This is a genomic window from Streptococcus sp. F2 (genome assembly GCF_056500955.1).
Map to the genome: position 1 here is coordinate 1 of NZ_JBWKAI010000013.1, position 19,774 is coordinate 19,774.

15 protein-coding genes are annotated in these 19,774 nt (G+C 40.6%); 10 read left to right on the top strand and 5 right to left on the bottom strand.

Annotation, left to right across the window (positions count from 1 at the left end; genetic code table 11):
* Positions 1–304: 304 nt before the first annotated feature.
* From ACYTR8_RS05425 to recX, 3 genes are all read right to left on the bottom strand, one after another.
* Positions 305–616 carry a DUF960 domain-containing protein gene (locus tag ACYTR8_RS05425; RefSeq protein ID WP_111717276.1) on the bottom strand — a complete coding sequence of 104 codons (312 nt, stop codon included), beginning with the start codon at positions 614–616 and terminating at the stop codon, positions 305–307.
* Between the two features lie 53 nt (positions 617–669).
* The gene (gene ntdP / locus ACYTR8_RS05430; protein ID WP_479641798.1) at positions 670–1,203 is read right to left on the bottom strand and encodes a nucleoside tri-diphosphate phosphatase; all 534 of its coding nucleotides are present in this window, start codon (positions 1,201–1,203) and stop codon (positions 670–672) included.
* Between the two features lie 82 nt (positions 1,204–1,285).
* Positions 1,286–2,062: a recombination regulator RecX gene (gene recX / locus ACYTR8_RS05435; protein ID WP_479641799.1), complete on the bottom strand. Its 777-nt coding sequence runs from the start codon at positions 2,060–2,062 to the stop codon at positions 1,286–1,288.
* Between the two features lie 113 nt (positions 2,063–2,175).
* Here recX and rlmD point away from each other — a divergent pair, with 113 nt between their 5' ends.
* From rlmD to ACYTR8_RS05475, 8 genes are all read left to right on the top strand, one after another.
* Positions 2,176–3,549 carry a 23S rRNA (uracil(1939)-C(5))-methyltransferase RlmD gene (gene rlmD, locus ACYTR8_RS05440; protein WP_479641800.1) on the top strand — a complete coding sequence of 458 codons (1,374 nt, stop codon included), beginning with the start codon at positions 2,176–2,178 and terminating at the stop codon, positions 3,547–3,549.
* An 83-nt stretch (positions 3,550–3,632) separates the two neighbouring features.
* Positions 3,633–5,858 carry a 3-hydroxyacyl-CoA dehydrogenase/enoyl-CoA hydratase family protein gene (locus tag ACYTR8_RS05445; RefSeq protein ID WP_269761005.1) on the top strand — a complete coding sequence of 742 codons (2,226 nt, stop codon included), beginning with the start codon at positions 3,633–3,635 and terminating at the stop codon, positions 5,856–5,858.
* A gap of 37 nt (positions 5,859–5,895) precedes the next feature.
* A complete protein-coding gene (locus tag ACYTR8_RS05450) occupies positions 5,896–7,089 on the top strand; it encodes a thiolase family protein (RefSeq protein WP_479641801.1) in 1,194 nt (397 codons plus the stop codon).
* The gene (locus ACYTR8_RS05455; protein ID WP_443597396.1) at positions 7,086–8,000 is read left to right on the top strand and encodes an NAD(P)H-dependent flavin oxidoreductase; all 915 of its coding nucleotides are present in this window, start codon (positions 7,086–7,088) and stop codon (positions 7,998–8,000) included. Before ACYTR8_RS05450 ends, ACYTR8_RS05455 begins: the two co-directional genes overlap by 4 nt.
* 56 nt (positions 8,001–8,056) lie before the next feature.
* Entirely contained in the window at positions 8,057–9,724 is a 1,668-nt protein-coding gene (locus tag ACYTR8_RS05460; protein WP_479641802.1) for a class I adenylate-forming enzyme family protein, read from the top strand.
* 169 nt (positions 9,725–9,893) lie between these two features.
* On the top strand, positions 9,894–10,886 hold the full coding sequence (locus ACYTR8_RS05465; protein ID WP_111717260.1) for an LLM class flavin-dependent oxidoreductase: 993 nt from the start codon (positions 9,894–9,896) through the stop codon (positions 10,884–10,886).
* A gap of 876 nt (positions 10,887–11,762) precedes the next feature.
* Positions 11,763–12,347, top strand: coding sequence for a GNAT family N-acetyltransferase (locus tag ACYTR8_RS05470; protein WP_111717257.1), 585 nt, complete (start codon positions 11,763–11,765; stop codon positions 12,345–12,347).
* On the top strand, positions 12,328–12,741 hold the full coding sequence (locus ACYTR8_RS05475; RefSeq protein ID WP_479641803.1) for a ParB/RepB/Spo0J family partition protein: 414 nt from the start codon (positions 12,328–12,330) through the stop codon (positions 12,739–12,741). The genes ACYTR8_RS05470 and ACYTR8_RS05475 overlap by 20 nt, the downstream gene beginning before the upstream one ends.
* A gap of 104 nt (positions 12,742–12,845) precedes the next feature.
* Here ACYTR8_RS05475 and ACYTR8_RS05480 read toward each other — a convergent pair whose 3' ends face one another.
* Together ACYTR8_RS05480 and ACYTR8_RS05485 are read right to left on the bottom strand one after the other, a co-directional pair.
* Complete coding sequence (locus ACYTR8_RS05480) at positions 12,846–15,551, bottom strand: alpha-mannosidase (RefSeq protein ID WP_479641804.1); 2,706 nt, start codon at positions 15,549–15,551, stop codon at positions 12,846–12,848.
* 14 nt (positions 15,552–15,565) lie between these two features.
* The gene (locus tag ACYTR8_RS05485; protein ID WP_479641805.1) at positions 15,566–16,852 is read right to left on the bottom strand and encodes a glycoside hydrolase family 125 protein; all 1,287 of its coding nucleotides are present in this window, start codon (positions 16,850–16,852) and stop codon (positions 15,566–15,568) included.
* A gap of 131 nt (positions 16,853–16,983) precedes the next feature.
* Between ACYTR8_RS05485 and ACYTR8_RS05490 the strand changes: the two genes are divergently transcribed.
* Together ACYTR8_RS05490 and ACYTR8_RS05495 are read left to right on the top strand one after the other, a co-directional pair.
* Complete coding sequence (locus ACYTR8_RS05490) at positions 16,984–18,024, top strand: GntR family transcriptional regulator (RefSeq protein ID WP_479641806.1); 1,041 nt, start codon at positions 16,984–16,986, stop codon at positions 18,022–18,024.
* A gap of 50 nt (positions 18,025–18,074) precedes the next feature.
* Complete coding sequence (locus ACYTR8_RS05495; protein ID WP_479641807.1) at positions 18,075–19,769, top strand: beta-N-acetylglucosaminidase; 1,695 nt, start codon at positions 18,075–18,077, stop codon at positions 19,767–19,769.
* The last annotated feature ends 5 nt before the right edge of the window (positions 19,770–19,774 follow it).

A 19,774-nucleotide genomic window follows, 5' to 3' on the forward strand; every position in this document is an offset into this window, starting at 1 on the left:
GGCGAGATTGGGGAACAGTCAATGGGACGATAGGTTGTGACATCATAAATCCTCCAGTAATGTTTTTTATAACAGTATACTGGAGGAGGGAGGGGATGGATAGGTACCTTGTTATTGGGCGGTTACAGTTAAAATAGAGTTTGGACTTTTGATAATGTATAGTTCCTATCTCTTGTTTGACTCGTTTGACTATTTTGATAGGAGGTTAGTATTATTTGGAATACAAAAAAGATATCCTTTGAAATATGATCAGCGGATATCTTTTTAGTATGATTATGCATGTAACTATAAGTCAAGCATTCGTTTAATTGATTTCATGAGGGAGTAAGATCGTTTCAATACCTGAATTGTCGACTACATAGATTGTTCTTGGGTAAAAAGGATCAAACCGAGCTTTGTAATCAAAAACGATGCGTAGTCCACGTTTTCGATCAATATACTCATAAGAAAGGGATTGTTTGTTTTTAATTAGTTTGAAAACAAGGAGATTATTAAGGGGAAAAACACCTTTTAGGTAGTGATCGATGATTTCCCAAAACGTATCAATCAATTCGGGAGGAAGGCTAGTTGCTACACCAAAGCTGGCATAGCGTTCCTTTGCTTTTTGAAATGCCATAAAAAATTCTCCTCTCTAGTAATAAAGCACTCCTGTGGAGTGCTAGACAACTATCAACGATTCTTCAGTTCAAGATAACGTTTGTACCAAATACTGATATAGGCCTTGGAAAATGGTCCTTTTTCATGATTAATCCAGTCAACTAATATTTTGACATTTTCTTTTAGGATAAAGTCCATATCAGCTGAATACTGCATTTCTTTTTTATGAACCTCGTATTCGTCAACATCAAGTAATCTCTTTTCACCATCCGCAAAAACTTTGACATCTAAATCGTAATCAATGTATTTGAGGGCTTCACCATCCATAACATAGGGACTAGCTAGGTTACAGTAGTAAGAAACACCATTATCTCGAATCATGGCTATAATGTTGAACCAGTATTTTTTGTGAAAATAAACGATTGCAGGCTCACGAGTAACCCAGCGTCTACCATCACTTTCTGTGACAAGAGTGTGATCATTAACTCCAATAAGGGCATTTTCAGTTGTTTTGAGTACCATAGTATCGCGCCAGGTTCGGTGCAATCTACCATCATGCTTATAACTTTGAATTGTAATAAAGTCGCCTTCTTTAGGTAATTTCATGCCTTACCAACTTTCTACAATTTAAACTTATCCCTTATAGTCTATCATAAATGTGTGAATAAATCACTTAATTTTGTCATACTTAGAGATAATCTCTTAATTTACTGGTAATATCATCACTCGGGTAACCTTTTCGGTATAGGGTTTGGTAGAGCTTTTGCTTTAAGGTATAACCATCATATTTGCGACTGAGTTTACGATATTGTTTGTCTAATTCTTTGTCAAGAAGATCTTCTATTTCTTGATTATCTTGGTCAAAATTAAGCTGATTGAGGCTATGTTTAGCCAGGTCATAGGAAAAGCCTTTGGTGAGCAAGGATTGCATCAGTTTATCCTTTAAAGCTTTGGGAGGAAGTTTTTCTTGGTACTTACTGAAGAGTTTTTGGGATACTTCTTGTGCAACTTGGTTGAAGTCAGTTTGAGATAAGATAGGATCAATGTCATGACTTGCAATGCCTTTTTGTAATAATTTTTGTTTTAACACTTGAGGACCTTTATCACCATTTAGCTGATTTTGACGGATATAGGTCTCCGCTAATTTGGCGTCATCTAACCACTTGTCTTGTTGGAGATGGTGAATGATGTCCGGAATAATGCTTTCGTCAATATCGTGCTTAAGCAGATAGTCCTTGACTTGCTTTTGGCTGCGTTGTTGGAAGGAAAGAAAATAGAGAGCTAGGTTTTTACCGTAGGACAGTTGTGCAAAATGTTTAATGTCTTCAAGCTGATCATTGTCAAGGACTTTATCTTTACTCAGCATAAAGTGGACGATGGTATCTTCTGTTACATACAGAGCGTCATTGTCATCAAATTCAACGAGATACAGACGCTTTTTCTTTTCGATTTTAGTGATTTTCATATGTTCATTATATCAAAAATGGTAAAATAGAAAATGAAAATACTGCTAAAATAGGTTAGCTCGTGAGTGACTTTGGCAGTGAGATTAAAAAAGTTACAGAGTAAGGGGAAGACATGGTCATAAAGGTTAAACAGAAAATTCCTTTAAAAATTAAACGAATGGGGATTAATGGCGAAGGGATTGGCTTTTATCAGAAAACCTTGGTATTCGTTCCCGGTGCTTTGAAGGGAGAAGATGTTTTTTGCCAAGTCACTGCGGTTAAGCGTAACTTTGTAGAGGCCAAGCTGTTAACGGTAAACAAGGCTTCTAAGAATCGTGTCAAACCAGCTTGTCCTATTTATGAAACTTGTGGTGGCTGCCAAATCATGCATTTGGCTTATCCCAAACAGCTAGATTTCAAGGATGATGTGATTAAACAGGCCCTTAAAAAATTCAAACCAGCTGGTTATGAGCAATTTGAGATTAGGCATACCAAGGGAATGAAGAGGCCAGACCACTACCGAGCTAAATTGCAGTTTCAGTTAAGATCATTTGGGGGATCGGTTAAAGCTGGTCTATTTTCACAAGGTAGTCACCGTTTGGTTCCTATTGATTATTGTTTGGTTCAGGATGCATTGACACAGGAAATCATTAATACCATCACTCAGTTAGTGGATAAATACAGATTGCCTGTTTACAATGAACGCAATATTGCTGGTATTCGGACGGTAATGGTTCGGAAAGCACAGGCTAGTGATCAGGTGCAGATTATTATTGTGAGCAGTAAGGAAATTAGTTTGGCCGGACTCATTGGAGACGTGATCAAGGCTTTTCCTCAAATTAAGACGGTGGCTTTGAATATTAATCGTTCTAAATCGAGTGACATCTATGGGGAAGAAACTGAAATCTTATGGGGACAAGAGGCGATCCATGAAGAAGTTTTGGACTATGGATTTGCTTTGTCGCCGAGGGCTTTTTACCAACTTAACCCAGAGCAGACAGAGGTTTTGTATGGCGAGGTGGTTAAGGCCTTGGATGTAGGGGTCACAGATCACATTATCGATGCCTATTGTGGCGTTGGTTCAATTGGCTTTGCCTTTGCAGGGAAAGTCAAGTCTGTGCGAGGGATGGATATCATCCCAGAAGCCATTGAGGATGCACAGAAAAATGCCAAATCCATGGGCTTTGATAATACTTACTATGAGGCAGGGAAGGCAGAGGATATTATTCCCAAATGGTATAAACAAGGTTACCGCGCGGATGCTATCATAGTCGATCCGCCAAGAACTGGTTTAGATGATAAATTATTAAAAACCATTCTTCGTTACCAGCCTAAACAGATGGTGTATGTGTCTTGTAATACCTCCACTTTGGCCCGCGACTTGGTGCAGCTAACAAAGGTTTACGATGTTCACTATATCCAAAGTGTAGACATGTTCCCCCATACGGCAAGGACCGAGGCGGTTGTGAAATTGTCCAAACGGCATATCGATGACCATCATAAATGACTGAAGACGATATGAAAGATGTTAACATCAAAAAATAAGGCCACATACCGTGACATTAAAGATTAATTGAGAGAGAAGGAATCATGATAAAACGTATTACCATTTTGGGAACGGGAATGATGGGGAAACAACTAGCAGCTTTTTTGCTCAATTCCCATTTGGAGGTTACCTTGGTCAAGGTCAGTTCTTCGCAGAATTTGCAAGAGGATGAGCAAGCTGTCCTCTCTTATATCAAGAAACGCTTATATGAAGCTTCTTATATTCAGCATTTTCACTTCCAGTCTTTGGATACCTATTTGGAACAGAGGATTGATGCTGATTTAATAGTTGAAGCAGTTGTGGAGGACTTAGAGGTAAAGCAGTCTTTATTGCAAAGACTTAGTTGTCAGCTTGGAGAGCATACCTTTATTGCTACTAATACCTCATCATTAAGCCTTGAAAAGATAGCTAGTTCTTTGAATCCAGATATGACGAGACGTTTTTTGGGGCTTCATTTTTTCGCTCCTGTTCGTCAGATGCCCTTAGTAGAAGTGTGTTATCATTCGGAATTTGAAGAGCAGTATAAACCTCTTATAGAAGAATTCGTTGAAAAAACCTTAGGAAAAGAAATGATTATTGCCAATGATGTGCTAGGTTTCATTGCTAATCGGATAGGTTTTTATGCTAATTACGACTTGATGAGACTGGGTGAGGAAGCCGATATAGGGATTGAAGCTATTGATTTTCTCTCTGTTCATGCTTTAAAACGATCAGCGATGGGCCCTTACGCTTTGACCGATTATACTGGCTTATTGTTATCTGATGAGGCCCAAAAAACCTATGCTCAAAGCAAACGAGATGCGCCTTTCTTTCAAGAACGGTCTTTACCTAAAGAAATGGTCAATCGTTCTTATTTTGGCACTCGTTATGGTAAGGGTTATTATCAAATCATTGAGGGGAAAAAACTTGTCATCAATCCCAAAACCTATCACTATCAAGCAATGTCTCCTATTCCAAAAGAATGGTTTAAAAGATATAAGAATGCATCGCCAAAAACTGTCTTTCATGACATCATGTTTAATAATGATCCCTTGAGTTTATTTTTAAGGCAGGTTATTGAAAATGTCTTATATTATGCCCTTATTCAAGTTCCTTTTGCGACTGAGAATTATAAGTCTATCGATAAAGCTATGCGTTATGGGTATAATTGGCAGTTGGGACCATTTGAAATTTGGGATTTACTTGGCTTCAATCAAGTTAAAGAAAACTTGCAAAAAAGATTTGGACCATTACCGAACTGGCTTGATCATATTAATGGATGTTTTTATGCTCAAAATCCCTATGATTCGTCTCTGGAGATAATGCAGGTGGCACCAAATATTATCTGGGATCGACCTAACCAGAGTTCCCTTAGGCAAACAGTGGATGGTGTGTTGTTATTTAGCATGGCGACTCCAAAATCCGTAATCAATCCCCAGTTGTTAAATGATTTAAGTGAAGCTATTAGATTGCTTGAAGAATCTGATAATAAGGGGCTTGTGATTCATAGTCTAGGAAAGCACTTTTCAGTTGGCTATGACATTAAGTTGATGTCAAGACAAATCGAGGAGAAAACTCTTTTATCTTCCTTACAAGATCAGTATCCTAAGACACACGAGCTTTTGAAAGCTCTGCGATTTAGCAGAAAACCAATCATTTCTGCGCTACATGGGAAAGTTCTAGGTGGCGGAGCGGAAATTGCAATGCTTTCTTCAGAAGTTCTGGCTGATGTTAATCTTAAAATCGGCCTTGTTGAGTATGGTATTGGATTGTTGCCTGGTGGTGGTGGCTTGGCTTATTTGGCTGAAACGGTTCTGAGGTCATCTTATAGCAGGGCTCAAAAGAAGACAGACTTGGTAGACCGCTTTTTGTTAGTTTCAGGTCAAAAGGTGTCCAATAACGCCTATGAAGCAGTTCGTTTAGGCTTATTAAAAGCTAATACCACTATTGTGAAACGACAGGCAGATTTGGTAGAATTGGCAATCAGTCGTGTCCTGTTTTTGGATAAGGCAGGTTACATTCCTGTGGAACCTCAATCCTATCGTGCTCTTGGCAATGAATTTATTGCGATTATGAAAGGAATGATTGCCAATTATAGAGCAGGAGGTTTCATTTCAGCTGCAGAGGTTCCTGTCCTAGAAAAACTGGCCTTTGTTTTAGGAGGAGGTTCTTTGCCAATGGGAACTAAAATTGACTTTGAACATCTCTTAAACCTAGAAAAAGAATGTTTTCTACAGCTTTTGTCAAATCCAGATACTATTGAAAAACTGTCACAGTTTGCTAAGCCTTAGGGTATCATTCACGAATTTAGATTAGAAAGAGGATGCGATGACCGAAGCCTATATTGTTGCTTATGGACGTTCTCCAATTTGTAAAGGAAAGGAAGAGGGAACTTACTATTATAGTAAACCTGAAGAAATTGCTGCTCAGGTGCTTAGAGGGGTCTTAACTACCTTAGGAGAAAGTTTCCCCACTCACGCCATTGAGGATGTGATTGTAGGTTGTTCAGTTCCTGAAAACCTTCAAGGCATGAACATTGCTAGAAAAATCAGTTTGCTAGCTGGTTTAGATGTTTGTGTTCCGGGTCAAACCATTAACCGTTTTTGTGCTTCTGGCTTACAGAGTATTGCAACAGCTGCAGCCTTTATCCAGTCTCAACAGGCTGATCTCCTGATTGCTGGTGGTCTTGAATTTCCTAGTACGACACCAGCAACTAGTCCAGAAATGACCAATAGCCTTTTGTTAGAATCATCTCCTAATCCATACAGTCCTTGGATGGGGATTACTGCTGAAAATGTTGCCGAAAAGTATTCTATTAGTTCTGAAGAACAAAATCGCTTTGCCCTTACAAGCCATGAAAAGGCTCACTTGGCTCAGGTTTCTGGTAAGTTTGAAGAGGAGATTATTCCTGTAGTGGTTCAGAGACCAAAGCGTATAGGAAGTAATATTGTCCTTGAAGACCATGTCATTGATAAGGATGAAGGGATTCGAACGGATTCCAGTATCGAGAAACTTGAGCGCTTACCTAAGATTTTTAAGAAAGAAGGAACAGTCACGGCTGCAACCTCTTCACAAATTAGTGATGGGGCTGCTTTTGTAGTTATTGCTTCTCCAGCAGCTGTTAAACGGTATCAGCTTAAACCACTTGCAAAATTTTTGGGATGCCATACGACTGGCTGTGAGCCAGCACTCATGGGATTGGGTCCTATCACAGCTATCCCTAAGGTTCTTGGAAAAACAGGTTTAAAACAAAAAGATATAGACTTGATTGAATTAAATGAAGCTTTTGCTGCTCAAGCATTAGCCTGTATTAAAGCCTTAAATCTAGCTGGTGATAAAGTTAATGTTAATGGTGGAGCAATTGCCTTAGGTCACCCTAATGGTGCGACAGGAACAGTATTGACCATCAAAGCTCTTTCCGAACTCAAACGCCGTCGAGAGAGATATGGCTTAATCAGTATGTGTGTCGGTGGCGGTATGGGAGCTGCAGGGATTATTGAAAATTTAGGAGCAAGTACATGACCAGTATTGAAAAATTATTGAACTGTCGTTACCCTTTATTGCAAGGGGGAATGGCCTACATTTCCCAACCCAAACTCGTCGCAGCTGTTAGCGAAGCTGGTGGCGCTGGTATCCTAACATCTGTTGGCGAAACTCCTACATCATTAAAAGCATTGATTGACGAAGTTCGTCAATTAACCAGTCATACTTTTGGTGTTAATTTGATGTTACAACAAAACAATATTGCTGAATTAGTAGAAGTCATTGTGCAAGAGAAGGTACCATTTGTGACAACTGGAGCTGGGAATCCAGCTCCCTATTTGCGAGCCCTTAAAGAAGCCAGTATCAAAGTATTAGCTGTGGTAGGGTCTGTTTATCATGCTAAAAAAATGGATGCTTTAGGAGTTGATGCGATCATTGCAGAAGGACAGGAATCTGGCGGCCATATTGGAGAGATTTCTAGCATGGTCTTAATCCCCCAAGTAGTCGATGCTGTTTCAGTACCAGTCATTGGAGCAGGTGGTGTTTATGATCATCGTTCTATTTCGGCTATGATTGCTTTGGGTGCCAAAGGGGTTCAGGCGGGTACCATATTTTTAGCCAGTCAAGAGTGCCAAATTCCCAATTCCTATAAAGAGAAGTTACTGGATGCTAGTGAGCCTGCAACTATTGTGACAGGTTTAAAATACGGCCATCCCGTTCGTAGTTTGAAGACAACCTTGGTTGCTGAGTATGCGGAAAAAGAATTTTCAGGGGCATCAAAAGAAGAGTTAAATGCCTATATTGGAAATGCTTACCATCAAGCCGTTGTCAGCGAAACAGACAATGGTTGCTATTTAGCGGGTCAGGTTGCTGCTGCAATTAGGAGGATAGAAACGGTCCAGGTCATTGTTGATCGCTTATTTCCTCCTAAGCAAACTGGTTCGAAATAATTGATTTCAATGTTTTATGTAGTCTCAGCAACGTCAAAAATAGAAGGAGTGATTCAATGGCAATTGATGTGACGAGTTTATATAATCGTCGTCGTGATAATCGTTGGGATAGGGTGAGTGTTGGTGATTTTTTGGAACGAGTGACTTATAGTTATCCTAATAAAGAGGCTATAGTGGCTTATGAAGGTGCGTATGCCTATCAAGACTTTGCTCGTTTAACCTATCAAGAAGCAGAAAATGCTGCCAATCAATTTGCAAACAGTCTTTTAGCAACTGGTTTGGAAAGAGGAAATCGGGTTTTATTGTATTGTGATAATTCTTCTGAGGCCATGATTGCTAAACTAGGTATTGCCAAAGCTGGACTTGTTGTTGTGCCTGTCAATACCATGGTGGCATTAGATGTCACTGCGCATATTATTGAGTTAACGGAACCGAAATTTGTTCTAGCAGATGCTGAGCATGTTTCTACTATTTCTGGTCTTTTAAACGAAAAAGGCATTGAGATTAATGTCGTCATCCCCCTTGGTGGAGAAGTTTCAAATGACAGTCAAGATTTTAAGGATTTTTTAGAGCAATCGTCACCTTCAGCACCTGAAATTCGTATTCACGGAGATGATATTTGGGAAATTCTATTTACCTCAGGAACAACAAGCATGCCCAAAGGGGCTATGATTTCACATCACAACACTTACTTCGCTTCCTACAATTATGGAATGAAATTATCCCGAGGTCTTCATCTGGAAACAGACTATAAAGTTGCTAGTTTTCTTCCAGTTATCTATCACGTAGCCGATCAAACCTTACCAGGCTCCGCATTTTTAATGGGAGGTACCCTGCTAATTGGTCGTAAGCAATCTATGGAGGGACTTGCTGACATGATTAGTCGAGAGAAGGTGTCTGCACTATGGGCGGGCTCTTCTGAATCCCTCAGAGACTTGATTGAACATTATCAATCACATGAAACTGTCTATAATTTTAAGAGTCTTACTTCAATTATATATGGCTACACAGCACTAGCACCTCGTTATCATGATACCTTAAAAGCTATCTGTAGTGATCAGGTGCTTATCTGGGGATCCTTTTCTCAGACGGAGGTAATTGCTGGTTTTCGCTTTTTCCACGATCAATTTGCAGAGCATTATTACCAAAATTGTCCTCTGACCAATTACCTAGGAAAGCCTGATCCTAGTTTAGCAGCAGCTTTGATGACGGATGAGGGGGACTTGATTGAGGGACCGGGTAAAACTGGGGAAGTTGTTTATAGATCTCCACAAATGTTTTCGGGTTATTATAAAAATGAAAAAGCTACCGAAGAAGCATTGGCATTCGGATGGTTCCATTCTGGAGACCTCATTCAATTTGATGATCATCATTTAGCAAAAATGGTTGATCGGGATAAGGATATCATTAAGACAGGTGGCGAATCGGTATCCTCAAGTCGTGTTGAGGCCATTTTACGAAGCCATGATGATGTTAGAAATGCAGCTGTCCTAGGATTTCCTAATGATAAGTGGGGAGAAGTTGTTGTTGGCTTTGTGATCAAAAAAGATGATAGTCAGCTAACGGAGTCAGAGCTGATTTCCTATGGACGTCAACGGTTAGCAGGATTTGAAACTCCCAAGTCAATTGTTTTTGTTAAGGAATTTCCAGAAACGGTAGCGAGTAAAATTTTAAAATATAAACTAAAAGAAGATTATATGGAAGCCTTTCGAGAAATCCAATAAAAAATAACTAAAAGTCTTCTATAGTTTTGCTAATAATGGTAATATAGGAAGTGATTTTAGATTCCGACATCCTTAAAAAATAATTGACCATCAATGAGATTGAGGATGTCAGGACAATCACGTCATTGATTCAGCGGCTTGGAAGAGGATAATAAGAGAGGGAATTAACATGAAACTGAATGTTTTAGATTATGGATTAATTGATAAGAATAGAACCACCCAAGAAGCATTAGATGAAACCATTGAATTAGCGCAAAAAGCTGAGGCATTAGGCTATCATCGTTTCTGGGTGGCTGAACATCATAATATTGCGGCTTTTGCTATTAGTAGTCCTGAATTAATGATGATGGAATTGGGGATGAAAACGTCTCGCATCCGATTAGGATCAGGAGGCATCATGGCCCTTCACTATAGTGCTTACAAGGTTGCAGAAATCATAAAGACCCTAGAAGCAAGATATCCTAATCGTATTGATCTCGGGGTAGGCAATTTTTTAGGTAATCCTTTGGTGCAGTCTGCCATGAAGAGTATTCATACGAAGGATGACTATCCTCAAGTTATTAGAGATTTAGATGCTTACTTGCATCATGATAAAGAAAATCCTCTTCCGATAGCTGTTAATCCCAAAATTGATACGGAACCAGAACTCTGGACCCTCAGTCATAGTGAAGAAACTGCACAACTAGCGGCAGAATTAGGGTTGGGATATGTATTTGGTATTTTCCCTTATATGCCACTGAATACTATGGAAGAAGCTAAAAAAGTTTCAGCTATTTATCACCAGAACTTTAAGCCATCATCACAAGGCTCACAACCTCATCTTACATTAGCTAGCTTTATTGTCATTGCTGACACTGCTGAAGAGGCAGAAGCCATGGCGAAGACCTTAGATATCTGGATGTTAGGAAATGATAGCTTTAATGAATTCACACAGTATCCCGATACTGACGATGCGTCTGCTTATCCACTCACTCAAGACCAAAAAGAGCTAATAAAAGACAACAGAACAAGAGCTATTATCGGTGATAAGGAAACTGTTAAAAAACAACTGGATGACTTGATTGAAGCTACTCAAGCGAGTGAAGTCTTGGTTATTCCTTTAGTTCCGGGACTGAAACAACGTATCAGAAGTCTTGAACTCATGGCAGAATTATACCTATAAGTTTGATTAAAGCAGACAAGTCCTAAGGATATGATAGAAGTGGGAAACCCCTTTGTTTCAAGATTTCATTTATCGAAGAGGACATGGGAATAAGTTCGGATAAAAATAACAGCCTTGTGGCTGTCGTGAAACTACAGAAAAAGGAATGCTGACATTCCTTGATTTTAAGCAGTTTTTCAACTATATTAACTTTGTCCCTGCTGACCTTGGAGGGCTGAACAAAAATCTGAAAAGTGGTAAAAGGGAGTAATGTTATCTGACCTCTCTATGGGAGACACAATAGTTAGAACATTCAACGTAAACGAGAACATTGTCATCAGTGTTCTCGTGTTTTTATGAATAAAGTAACTGCTGAGAAAGCGAGCTGTCATGAGAGGACAACAAGGCTAGTTATCTTTTTGCTTGTTCTGATGTTTTTTTCTAAATTGATACCAATACCATTGATAGTAGGTTTCAACAATCATTATAAGGAATGATAGGATACACGAGATAGTCCCGGTTAGATAAGTTACCACAACTTGTATAGGGATGCAATATAAAACCTAGGACTGCGATTAAAGAGCCTTGAAAATTGAGGTATTTTCGAAAGGTTTCCAAGTGAGTAAATTGTTGGTCAATTAGTTTGAAGGGGTTTAGCAGGGTGTTGTCTCCTTTATTTTCTCTTTGGTCTGATAATTTAAGCAGGGTCAGAAAAGGATAAACTGTCTTTGGTGATATGATGCTATGGATTGCTTGTCTTAATCAATTAGGGTATAGCGGATTTAGCAGGAGAATAGGTACTTTTTGAGGAGAAACCATTTCGGGCTGATAAAAAACATGTTAGAATGAGATAACTAAGCATTGGAGACTAGGATAAATAAAAGAGGAGGAGATGTGATGAGCGTAAGCGTTCGTTTGGCGACCTTAGAGGATGCGGAAGCACTCTTAGCTATTTATGCCCCCTATGTGACCGATACTGCGGTCACTTTTGATTATGAAGTACCGGACTTAGAAGCTTTCAAAAAGCGTATGATACAGATAATGGCTTTTTACCCATACTTGGTAGCAGAAGAAGCAGGCTCTATCTTGGGCTATGCTTATGCTAGTGCTTTTCATGCACGAGCGGCCTATGCCTGGTCAGCTGAAGTGACCATCTACCTTGCTATGGAGAATAAGGGAAAAGGGCTTGGCACCAAATTGTATCAAGCGTTAGAAAGGTACTTGACTAAGATGGGTATTTTGAATTGCAATGCCTGTATTGCTAGCACAGCATGTGAATCTCCTTATTTAGCGAATCACAGTCAGCTCTTTCATGAAAAAATGGGTTATCAGCTCGTAGGAAAATTCCACCAGGTGGGTTATAAATTTGACCAATGGTTTGATATGATTTGGATGGAAAAAATGCTGGGTGACCATAACCTGGCTATTACGAAGCCAAAATCCATTCAAGAGGTATTAGTGGATGACAAAAATAATTGCTAGTTTGCAGCCGACTCAATACTACCTATCAGAAGATAAATTAAGAGCTGTCAGGGATTGGTTACCTAAGGATGAAGCGGTGATGCAGCCCATTATCATTAGGAAAATGGATGGGCAAGATGTGATCTTAGATGGTCATACTAGAGCTTTTTGTGCTCTAGAGTTAGGCTGGGAAAGTATTCCAGTGATTTATGACGATGCTGATGACTGGCCGCATTATGGCGTTTGTGTGTTAGCCTGTCAAGAACGAGGGATTAGCAGTGTACTAGATTTAAAAGAAGCTATTGTTAATCAGAAAACGTATCAGAATGACTGGATTGGCTTTTGCCAGCAACTAAGTCAAGGTGAAACCGAGTCCCGGAGTAATACCGATGGGACTGATTTGGAAAAGAGTTAGTAGTCTTGAACGGTATGGAATTAGAAAATAATAGATGAAAAGGAATAGGATTTAGAACCTATTCCTTTTTTGAGTATATTGCATTGTCAGGAGTAAAAGAGAGTTTATTCTTTTTGCCAGACTAGGGTCAGGATTTCCGCTTTGCCAAGTTGGTTGGGCGCTGTTTGCTTACTATCTATTTCTAACAAATTAGTGACCTTGGCTTTGTGGTTTGGCAGGTTTAGGCTAAAGTCACAAGTTTTATCGTTTGAGAGATTATAACTGCGCGTGATAAGGGCATTGTCTAATGGGCGACGTTTGAAAGCCGTTAGAGCGACTTGATTGTCTGCCCCAGTGACATAGCTATGCTCTGCTCTTAAGCTTCCCTTATGATGGCTGGTTTGTTCGACTAGGATAGGAACTTGGCCTTCTTGTGCCCGCCAATAGCTGGCAAATTGTGTTTGCCTATTAATGCTTTCAAAACTATAAGATAGGCTATGCTGGCCAAGACACTGGGCTTCAGGTGTTGGGAAGTAACCCCAGTCCCCCATTTCACCAACAGAACGTAAGAGAGTGATGGCAATGGTGTTGGTATCTGGTAAAATCTCATATTCGTTGAGGCCGTAGTTACCAATAGTGACCCCCTTTTCACCATCAAAGAGACTCACAAAGCATTCTTGGTGCTGTGGGTTACTTGGATTCTTCCAAAAGGCAGCATTTGGATGATTTGGACGTTTGACAGTTTCAAAAATACTATCAGCTAGGTGATGGTCTGTCTTAAGGTGCGTTGGGAATAGGACGCGCAAGCGATGATTAGTCATTTGGTTATCAAAACTTGTGGTGAATTGGAGGCGAGGATTGTTTTTCTCCATGCGGATAAGGGTTGTTAAGGTCAGTTCAGCTTTTTCTTGTGAACGTCCTGATTGGCGTTCCGTGATGTCAATGACAGCCTCCATTTCAGCCTGTAAGAGCTTATCTGCGGAGACAGGAATGGCAAAGGTTTGCTGGATTTCAAGTTCAGCAACTTGAGCGGTGTTGCTAATCATGTTAAGCTTGGTGGTCCCTTGGTCTGCATAGAAAGGTTGGTCATGATTTGGTTGGCGGGAAATGTATTCATTTCCAATATCGCCACAATCTTCAAACTGTAGGAGATCTTGATAGCTCACCTCTGACTGTTTATCGGTGATGGTTAGACGACCATCGGTTTGTATCATAACTTTTAGAAACTCATTTTCAAGGCACTGATTACTATCGTCGTAGAGTGGGACCGTTGCTGAAGGAGCTGTCTCGTTTCCTAGTTGTAATGCTAAGGCTTTCCAAGACATGGCAGGGAGAGTTATTGGTAGCCGTAATCTCACTTTTATGGCGAAATAAGGTTCTCGGAAGGTTCTCTTGGGCAAATCGTAGTCAAAGGCGATGCTTGTGTCCAAAATGTCTGCTTCTGAGATAGTGTTTCCTGATACATCAATGACTTGGAAAGATTGGGAGAGTCCTGCCAAATACTCTTGAGCTTCTTGGTAAACCTCTTTAGGAAAGCGTTGGCCAAAATAATATTTTTTCCAGGTTAGGGTGAGCTCAGCAACACTTGTTTTGGAATGGCCACTTGTATTAAATAAGAGGAAGGGCTGGCTATCTGTTGGAAAGTCACTCGTGTTAACTGCGCCAGCAATTTGCTGGGCAGCTTCTTTTGCTAAATAGTGTCCGACTTCATAGGCTTTTTCAAAACGGGGCATCATTTCCCGATGAACACTATCAACACTACAACCACAGATAGAATCATGAGGGTGATTTTGCATGAGGATTTTCCAAGCGTAACGCAGTTGGTCGTGAGGGTAGGTACCTGTCACATCATAAGCCATTGCTGCTAAGGGTTCGGTGATGTTTTCGAGTTGGCGAGAGACTCTGGTATTAGTCTGTTTGAGGTAAATGCGAGCAGAAGCCGTGTTAGCTAGGGTATACCAGCCATCTGTCTCTTGACTGGTAATCTCTCCTTGGACGGTTGAAAGGTTCTCTGGTAAATCATTTGCGAGATCAGCCAAGTAATCTTCAAAGCAGGAATGCACAAATTCGTAGTCAGGATAGAGTTGGTTGGCTAAAGCGATTGCCTTGGTGACATCAAGTTGTACGGGTTGATGGTCCACGCCATTCATCATCAGAAGATGCTTGGTTGAGGCAAAGCGTTCAGCATCGGCTAACTTTTGATTCCAGAAAATCCGTGCTTCAGTCTCTGTTGTTGGGATCTCATTGCCATTGCTGTACCAGTTGGCGAAGAGGAGTCCAAGAATACGACTGTCATCTGGGCCTTGCCAACTGATTTCAGAGAATTGTGAGCTGTATTTTTCACTGGTATCTACTTGATTGTTAAATCCAGTTGGACGAATGCCTCGACCAAAGGCAGCAGCTTGTAGGCCGGCTTTTAACATCAGCTGTGGTGTTTGTCCCATATTTCCAAAGGTATCTGGAAAATAACCAAGTGGCACACTAGCTCCCCATTTGTCACAATCCTCCTTGCCAATGAGCATATTGCGCACATTGGACTCGCTGCTGGTCAAAAAATCGTCCTGTAAGATATAGAAAGGTCCGATACGGAGTTTTCCCGAAGCAATGGCTTGTCTAATCTCAGGTTCTCGTTCGGGGCGTACTTGCAAATAATCATCTAGGATAATGGTTTGGCCATCCAAATGAAAACTATGAAAATTAGGATCTGTTTGAAAAAGCTCTAACAGGTCATCTATTAAGTTAATCAGACGCATGTGGTGTTGCTCGTAAGCCATGTACCACTCGCGATCCCAGTGACTGTGTGAAATAATATGTACTTTTTTGGTTGCCATAGTGGCCTCACTTTCTAAGGAGCAATGCTAAAGCCAAGATAGTCAAGAAGTAGTTCACAGAACATCATGTTAGCCCAAGAGAACCACTCACGGGTGTATTGATAAGGAACATTGACATCGAAACCCTCGTGCATTAAATGGGTACCAGCATCTGTTGCCACAAGCAAATCAAGCATCTCTTTTTTACTGTCTTGGTCAAGAGCGGTCAATCCTTGTAAGGCAAGGGCGATATGCCAGATATAATTGTCTGGTGTATGGGAAGAACCGATGCCTGCTGCTGCATTTCCCTGATAATAATAAGGGTTTTCTTGGCTGAGAATGGTGCGGCGCGTTGCCAGATAGATAGGATCATCTTTAGCGCAAAAACCAAGGTAAGGTGCAGCGAGGAGGCTTGGAATATTAGCATCATCCATGATGGAAAACTGTCCCAGACCATCCACTTCATAAGCGTAAATGGTTTCTCCCTTGCTGTTTTGAACAAGGGCATGGTCTGCAATACCTGCTTGAATAGCTTCTTTCAGCTGCTTGGCACGAGTAGCTACTGGTTCATTGTGAAAAAGGTTGTTATATAAATTTTCTAGATAGGAAAGCACAACCACTGCAAACATATTTGAAGGAATGAGGTAACCATATTGACAAGCATCATCACTTGGTCTAAAGCCTGACCAGGTCATCCCTGTTGGTGCGACAGGACTTCCTTTTCCAGCATGTGTTAGGGTATCTTCTTTGCGCCAAGTATCGCGTTCAAACAAGTAAGGAGACTGGGAGTGATCTTGCTCAACTGTCCATAGGTCAAGAATGAGTTCTACCCCACGATGAAAATCGTCATTAAACTGATCGGTGCTTCCTGTTTCACGATAGAGCAAGTAAGCCAGTTGAATAGGGTAGCAGAGGGAATCAATCTCATATTTGCGTTCCCAAATCCAAGGGTTCATTTGGGTGTGATCTGTTTGGTGTCCTTTTCCGTTAGCTTCTTCATTGAAGGCATTGGCATAGGGATCGATACAAATGTAGCGGAATTGGCGTTTGATCAGACCGGCAATAATCTTTCTAATTTCCTCATCTTCCTCGGCGAGGAAGAGGTAAGGTTTCATTTGCGCAGTAGAATCACGTAACCACATGGCAGGAATATCTCCTGTCAAGAGAAAGCTAGTGCCGTCTTCATAGGTCTTTAGGGTTGTTTCTAGGGTATTGGCAAAGCTTGTTTTGAAATTAAGAGCCCAATCAGGGTGTTGGTCTCCGCAAAGGGCCTCCACCTTGGCCATAAATTGCTTTACACTAGTTGGAATTGGTCTTGTCATGTCATATCCTCCAAATGATATATCATTTATCTTCGGTTTCATTATAAATGATAAGTTAAACTTTGTCTATAAGTTTTTGAAAAGGTTTACAATTCTTTTTTGACATGCTATACTGATAGCAGGAGTAAAGAATGACAGAATTATTATACAAAAAGATATATCATTTCATTAAAGAGCAGATAGCATCAGGTCGTTTGCAAATTGGTGACCGCCTACCTACTGAAAAAGAATTGTCAGAACAGTTCTCGGTTAGTCGTATCACTTCTAAGCGAGCGCTTGTAGAACTGGAGCAAGAAGGCCTGATCACCAGAAGTCGTGGCAAAGGAAGCTTCGTAGCTGAAAAGCAAGTGAAGTCCCCTGAAGCGAATGAGGATTTATTGTTGATTCTTCCTTTTGCTTCTGATTATGAATTGGGAGATTATGCTAAGGGAATTATGACCTCCATTGCTGAAACAGGTTACCGTCTCATGGTTCAATTGGCCAGTACGGTAAGGTTAGACACCCTGTCAGACTATGCTGGTATTATTTATTACCCAGAAGATGTCAATCACAGTATTGATTTCCTCTTTTACTGCGACCATCATCACATTCCGCTAGTCTTGTTGGATAAATCTCTGGACCTTTTTCAGTTTCCGGCTGTTGTGGCGGATAATAAAGGCGGTGCCTATCAATTGACTCAGCATTTGATTGATCAAGGCTGCGACCAGATTTGGTTTGTAGCAACCGAATCCTTTGGGGAAGTGTCATCGGTCAGAGATCGTTATTTGGGTTATTTAGCGGCAATGGCAGAAACTTCTTTACCATCCTCGTATTTTCCCAAGGAAAAAGCTGAAACCTCTGATGCTTATCTGAACCGCTTGGTGACCGTTTTATCGGAGACGACAGCCCCTAAGACAGGCCTGGTAGTGGAAAATGATTGGCTGGCTATTCAACTGATTCAAAAAAGCATACAGGCGGGCTTATCTATTCCTGACCAAGTTGCTATTGTAGGCTTTGATAATAGTCAAGCCTCCCGTTTGTTGCATCCCAAATTAAGCACAGCAGCTCAAGATTTTTACCAAATGGGGCAAGAAGCAGCAAGATTACTACTGCAAAAAATTGAAAGCCCTCAGAAAGCTGTAACTTCTTGCCAGTTACCTGTCCAGTTATTTATTAGAGAAAGTAGTCACTAAAAAAGACGTTAATAGCATGAGCCGTTTAGCTCAGGTAAAGGAGACCAGAAATGACCATTTATCACGCCTTAAGGGATTATCAAGAAGTCATTACAAGAGGAGACTATCTTGTCTTTGACATGCCGTTGACATGCCGATTTGTCGGTCGTTTTTTCCGTTTTGAAAATCAAACGGCCATGTTACCAGACTTGGCAACGTCAAAGTATTTTCAGTGGATTGAAGAAGGCCAAGCAGAGTTGACCGTTAAACATTTCTTTAACCGTCAGCTGGCTAAGGATGCCTTTACCCTGAAGGTTTCAGAAGATAAGGAAATCATTATTGAAAGCCAAAACCTTAGAGGTTTTCGTTACGCCCAAGAAGCTTTGCTTAAAGTGATGACTTTCAAAGGGGATAAACTTTATTTACCGATTGTGTCTGTCAAGCATAGTCCTTCTTTTGCTATGCGGGGGATAATTGAAGGCTTTTACGGAACACCGTGGACACGAGAAGAGCGGTTAGATTGCCTACGTTTCATTGGACATAAAAGGATGAATACTTACATGTATGCTCCGAAAGATGATGATTACCAGCGAAAACAATGGCGCGATCTTTATCCTGAGGATTGGGTGACTTATTTCAAAGAGCTACTTGCAGTAACCAAGGAACAAGGAATTGATTTCTGGTATATGATTAGTCCGGGACTTGATTTTGATTATACCAAGGAAGCTGACTATCAGTTGCTCTATCAAAAATTGCAACAACTTCTAGAGTTAGGTGTTTGTCATTTTGGGCTTTTGCTGGATGATATTGACTACCAAATTGTAGATGCCGTTGAGAGACGATTCAAAAAGACTGCCTATGCTCAGGCCCACTTGGCAACTGAGGTTCATCACTTTTTAAACCAACAACATGCGGCCCCGGGATTGGTGATCTGTCCGACAGAATACGATAATCACCATGATTCTATCTATTTGCAAGAGCTGTCAGAAAGGATTCCTAAAGAAATCGCCTTTTTCTGGACAGGCCCAAGTACGCTAGCTAGTCAAATATCGCAAGCAGATATTGAAACCATGGCAGCAGTATATCAACGGCCTATCATTATTTGGGACAATATTCCTGTTAATGATTATCAAAAAGATCCAGAACGTCTCTTTTTAACTCCTTTTGCCAATCGCTCACCATTTTTATGCCAATCAGACTATCAGGTCCAGGGGATTGTTTCTAACCCTATGATTAGTTGGGAATTATCTAAGCTTACCTTGACAGATATGAGCCATTATCTGTGGGATGCTAACCGTTATCAGCCTAGTCATTCTTGGCTAGAAACCTTAACAGACTATACAGGAGATACTGAATTAGCTCTAGCTTTACAGGCATTTGCTTGGCATAATGGCAACCGTCATCTGCACAGGGATCTTCCTTTTGAAGTGGAAGAAGCTCTACTGGCTAAGGATGTATTAACGTTATCAGCTTGGGTAGATGAATTGGTAGAACTTGTCAATACCTTAAGAAAGCTAGATAAGCCAGCGTTTCAACAAGCTATTGCTCCTTGGTTTGAACGGGTGGCAAAAGATCAGGTGTTTTGGCAAGCTATGTTAAATCAGGAGCCTCAGTTGGAAACACTCTATGCTGACTTACAAGAAGATAAATACCGTATTGGGAGTGATATTCCAAGTCGTTACTATCGCATCTACTACCAACAGCGAGATAAACTAACAGCTAATCAAGGTCAAGTTACCCAAGCAAGACCGGAAGACTATGCTTAGCATAC

Coding starts and splice junctions, on each gene's coding strand:
- ACYTR8_RS05425 (WP_111717276.1), bottom strand. CDS start 616: ATGGCATTTCAAAAAGCAAAGGAACGCTATGCCAGCTTTGGTGTAGCA.
- ntdP (WP_479641798.1), bottom strand. CDS start 1,203: ATGAAATTACCTAAAGAAGGCGACTTTATTACAATTCAAAGTTATAAG.
- recX (WP_479641799.1), bottom strand. CDS start 2,062: ATGAAAATCACTAAAATCGAAAAGAAAAAGCGTCTGTATCTCGTTGAA.
- rlmD (WP_479641800.1), top strand. CDS start 2,176: ATGGTCATAAAGGTTAAACAGAAAATTCCTTTAAAAATTAAACGAATG.
- ACYTR8_RS05445 (WP_269761005.1), top strand. CDS start 3,633: ATGATAAAACGTATTACCATTTTGGGAACGGGAATGATGGGGAAACAA.
- ACYTR8_RS05450 (WP_479641801.1), top strand. CDS start 5,896: ATGACCGAAGCCTATATTGTTGCTTATGGACGTTCTCCAATTTGTAAA.
- ACYTR8_RS05455 (WP_443597396.1), top strand. CDS start 7,086: ATGACCAGTATTGAAAAATTATTGAACTGTCGTTACCCTTTATTGCAA.
- ACYTR8_RS05460 (WP_479641802.1), top strand. CDS start 8,057: ATGGCAATTGATGTGACGAGTTTATATAATCGTCGTCGTGATAATCGT.
- ACYTR8_RS05465 (WP_111717260.1), top strand. CDS start 9,894: ATGAAACTGAATGTTTTAGATTATGGATTAATTGATAAGAATAGAACC.
- ACYTR8_RS05470 (WP_111717257.1), top strand. CDS start 11,763: ATGAGCGTAAGCGTTCGTTTGGCGACCTTAGAGGATGCGGAAGCACTC.
- ACYTR8_RS05475 (WP_479641803.1), top strand. CDS start 12,328: ATGACAAAAATAATTGCTAGTTTGCAGCCGACTCAATACTACCTATCA.
- ACYTR8_RS05480 (WP_479641804.1), bottom strand. CDS start 15,551: ATGGCAACCAAAAAAGTACATATTATTTCACACAGTCACTGGGATCGC.
- ACYTR8_RS05485 (WP_479641805.1), bottom strand. CDS start 16,852: ATGACAAGACCAATTCCAACTAGTGTAAAGCAATTTATGGCCAAGGTG.
- ACYTR8_RS05490 (WP_479641806.1), top strand. CDS start 16,984: ATGACAGAATTATTATACAAAAAGATATATCATTTCATTAAAGAGCAG.
- ACYTR8_RS05495 (WP_479641807.1), top strand. CDS start 18,075: ATGACCATTTATCACGCCTTAAGGGATTATCAAGAAGTCATTACAAGA.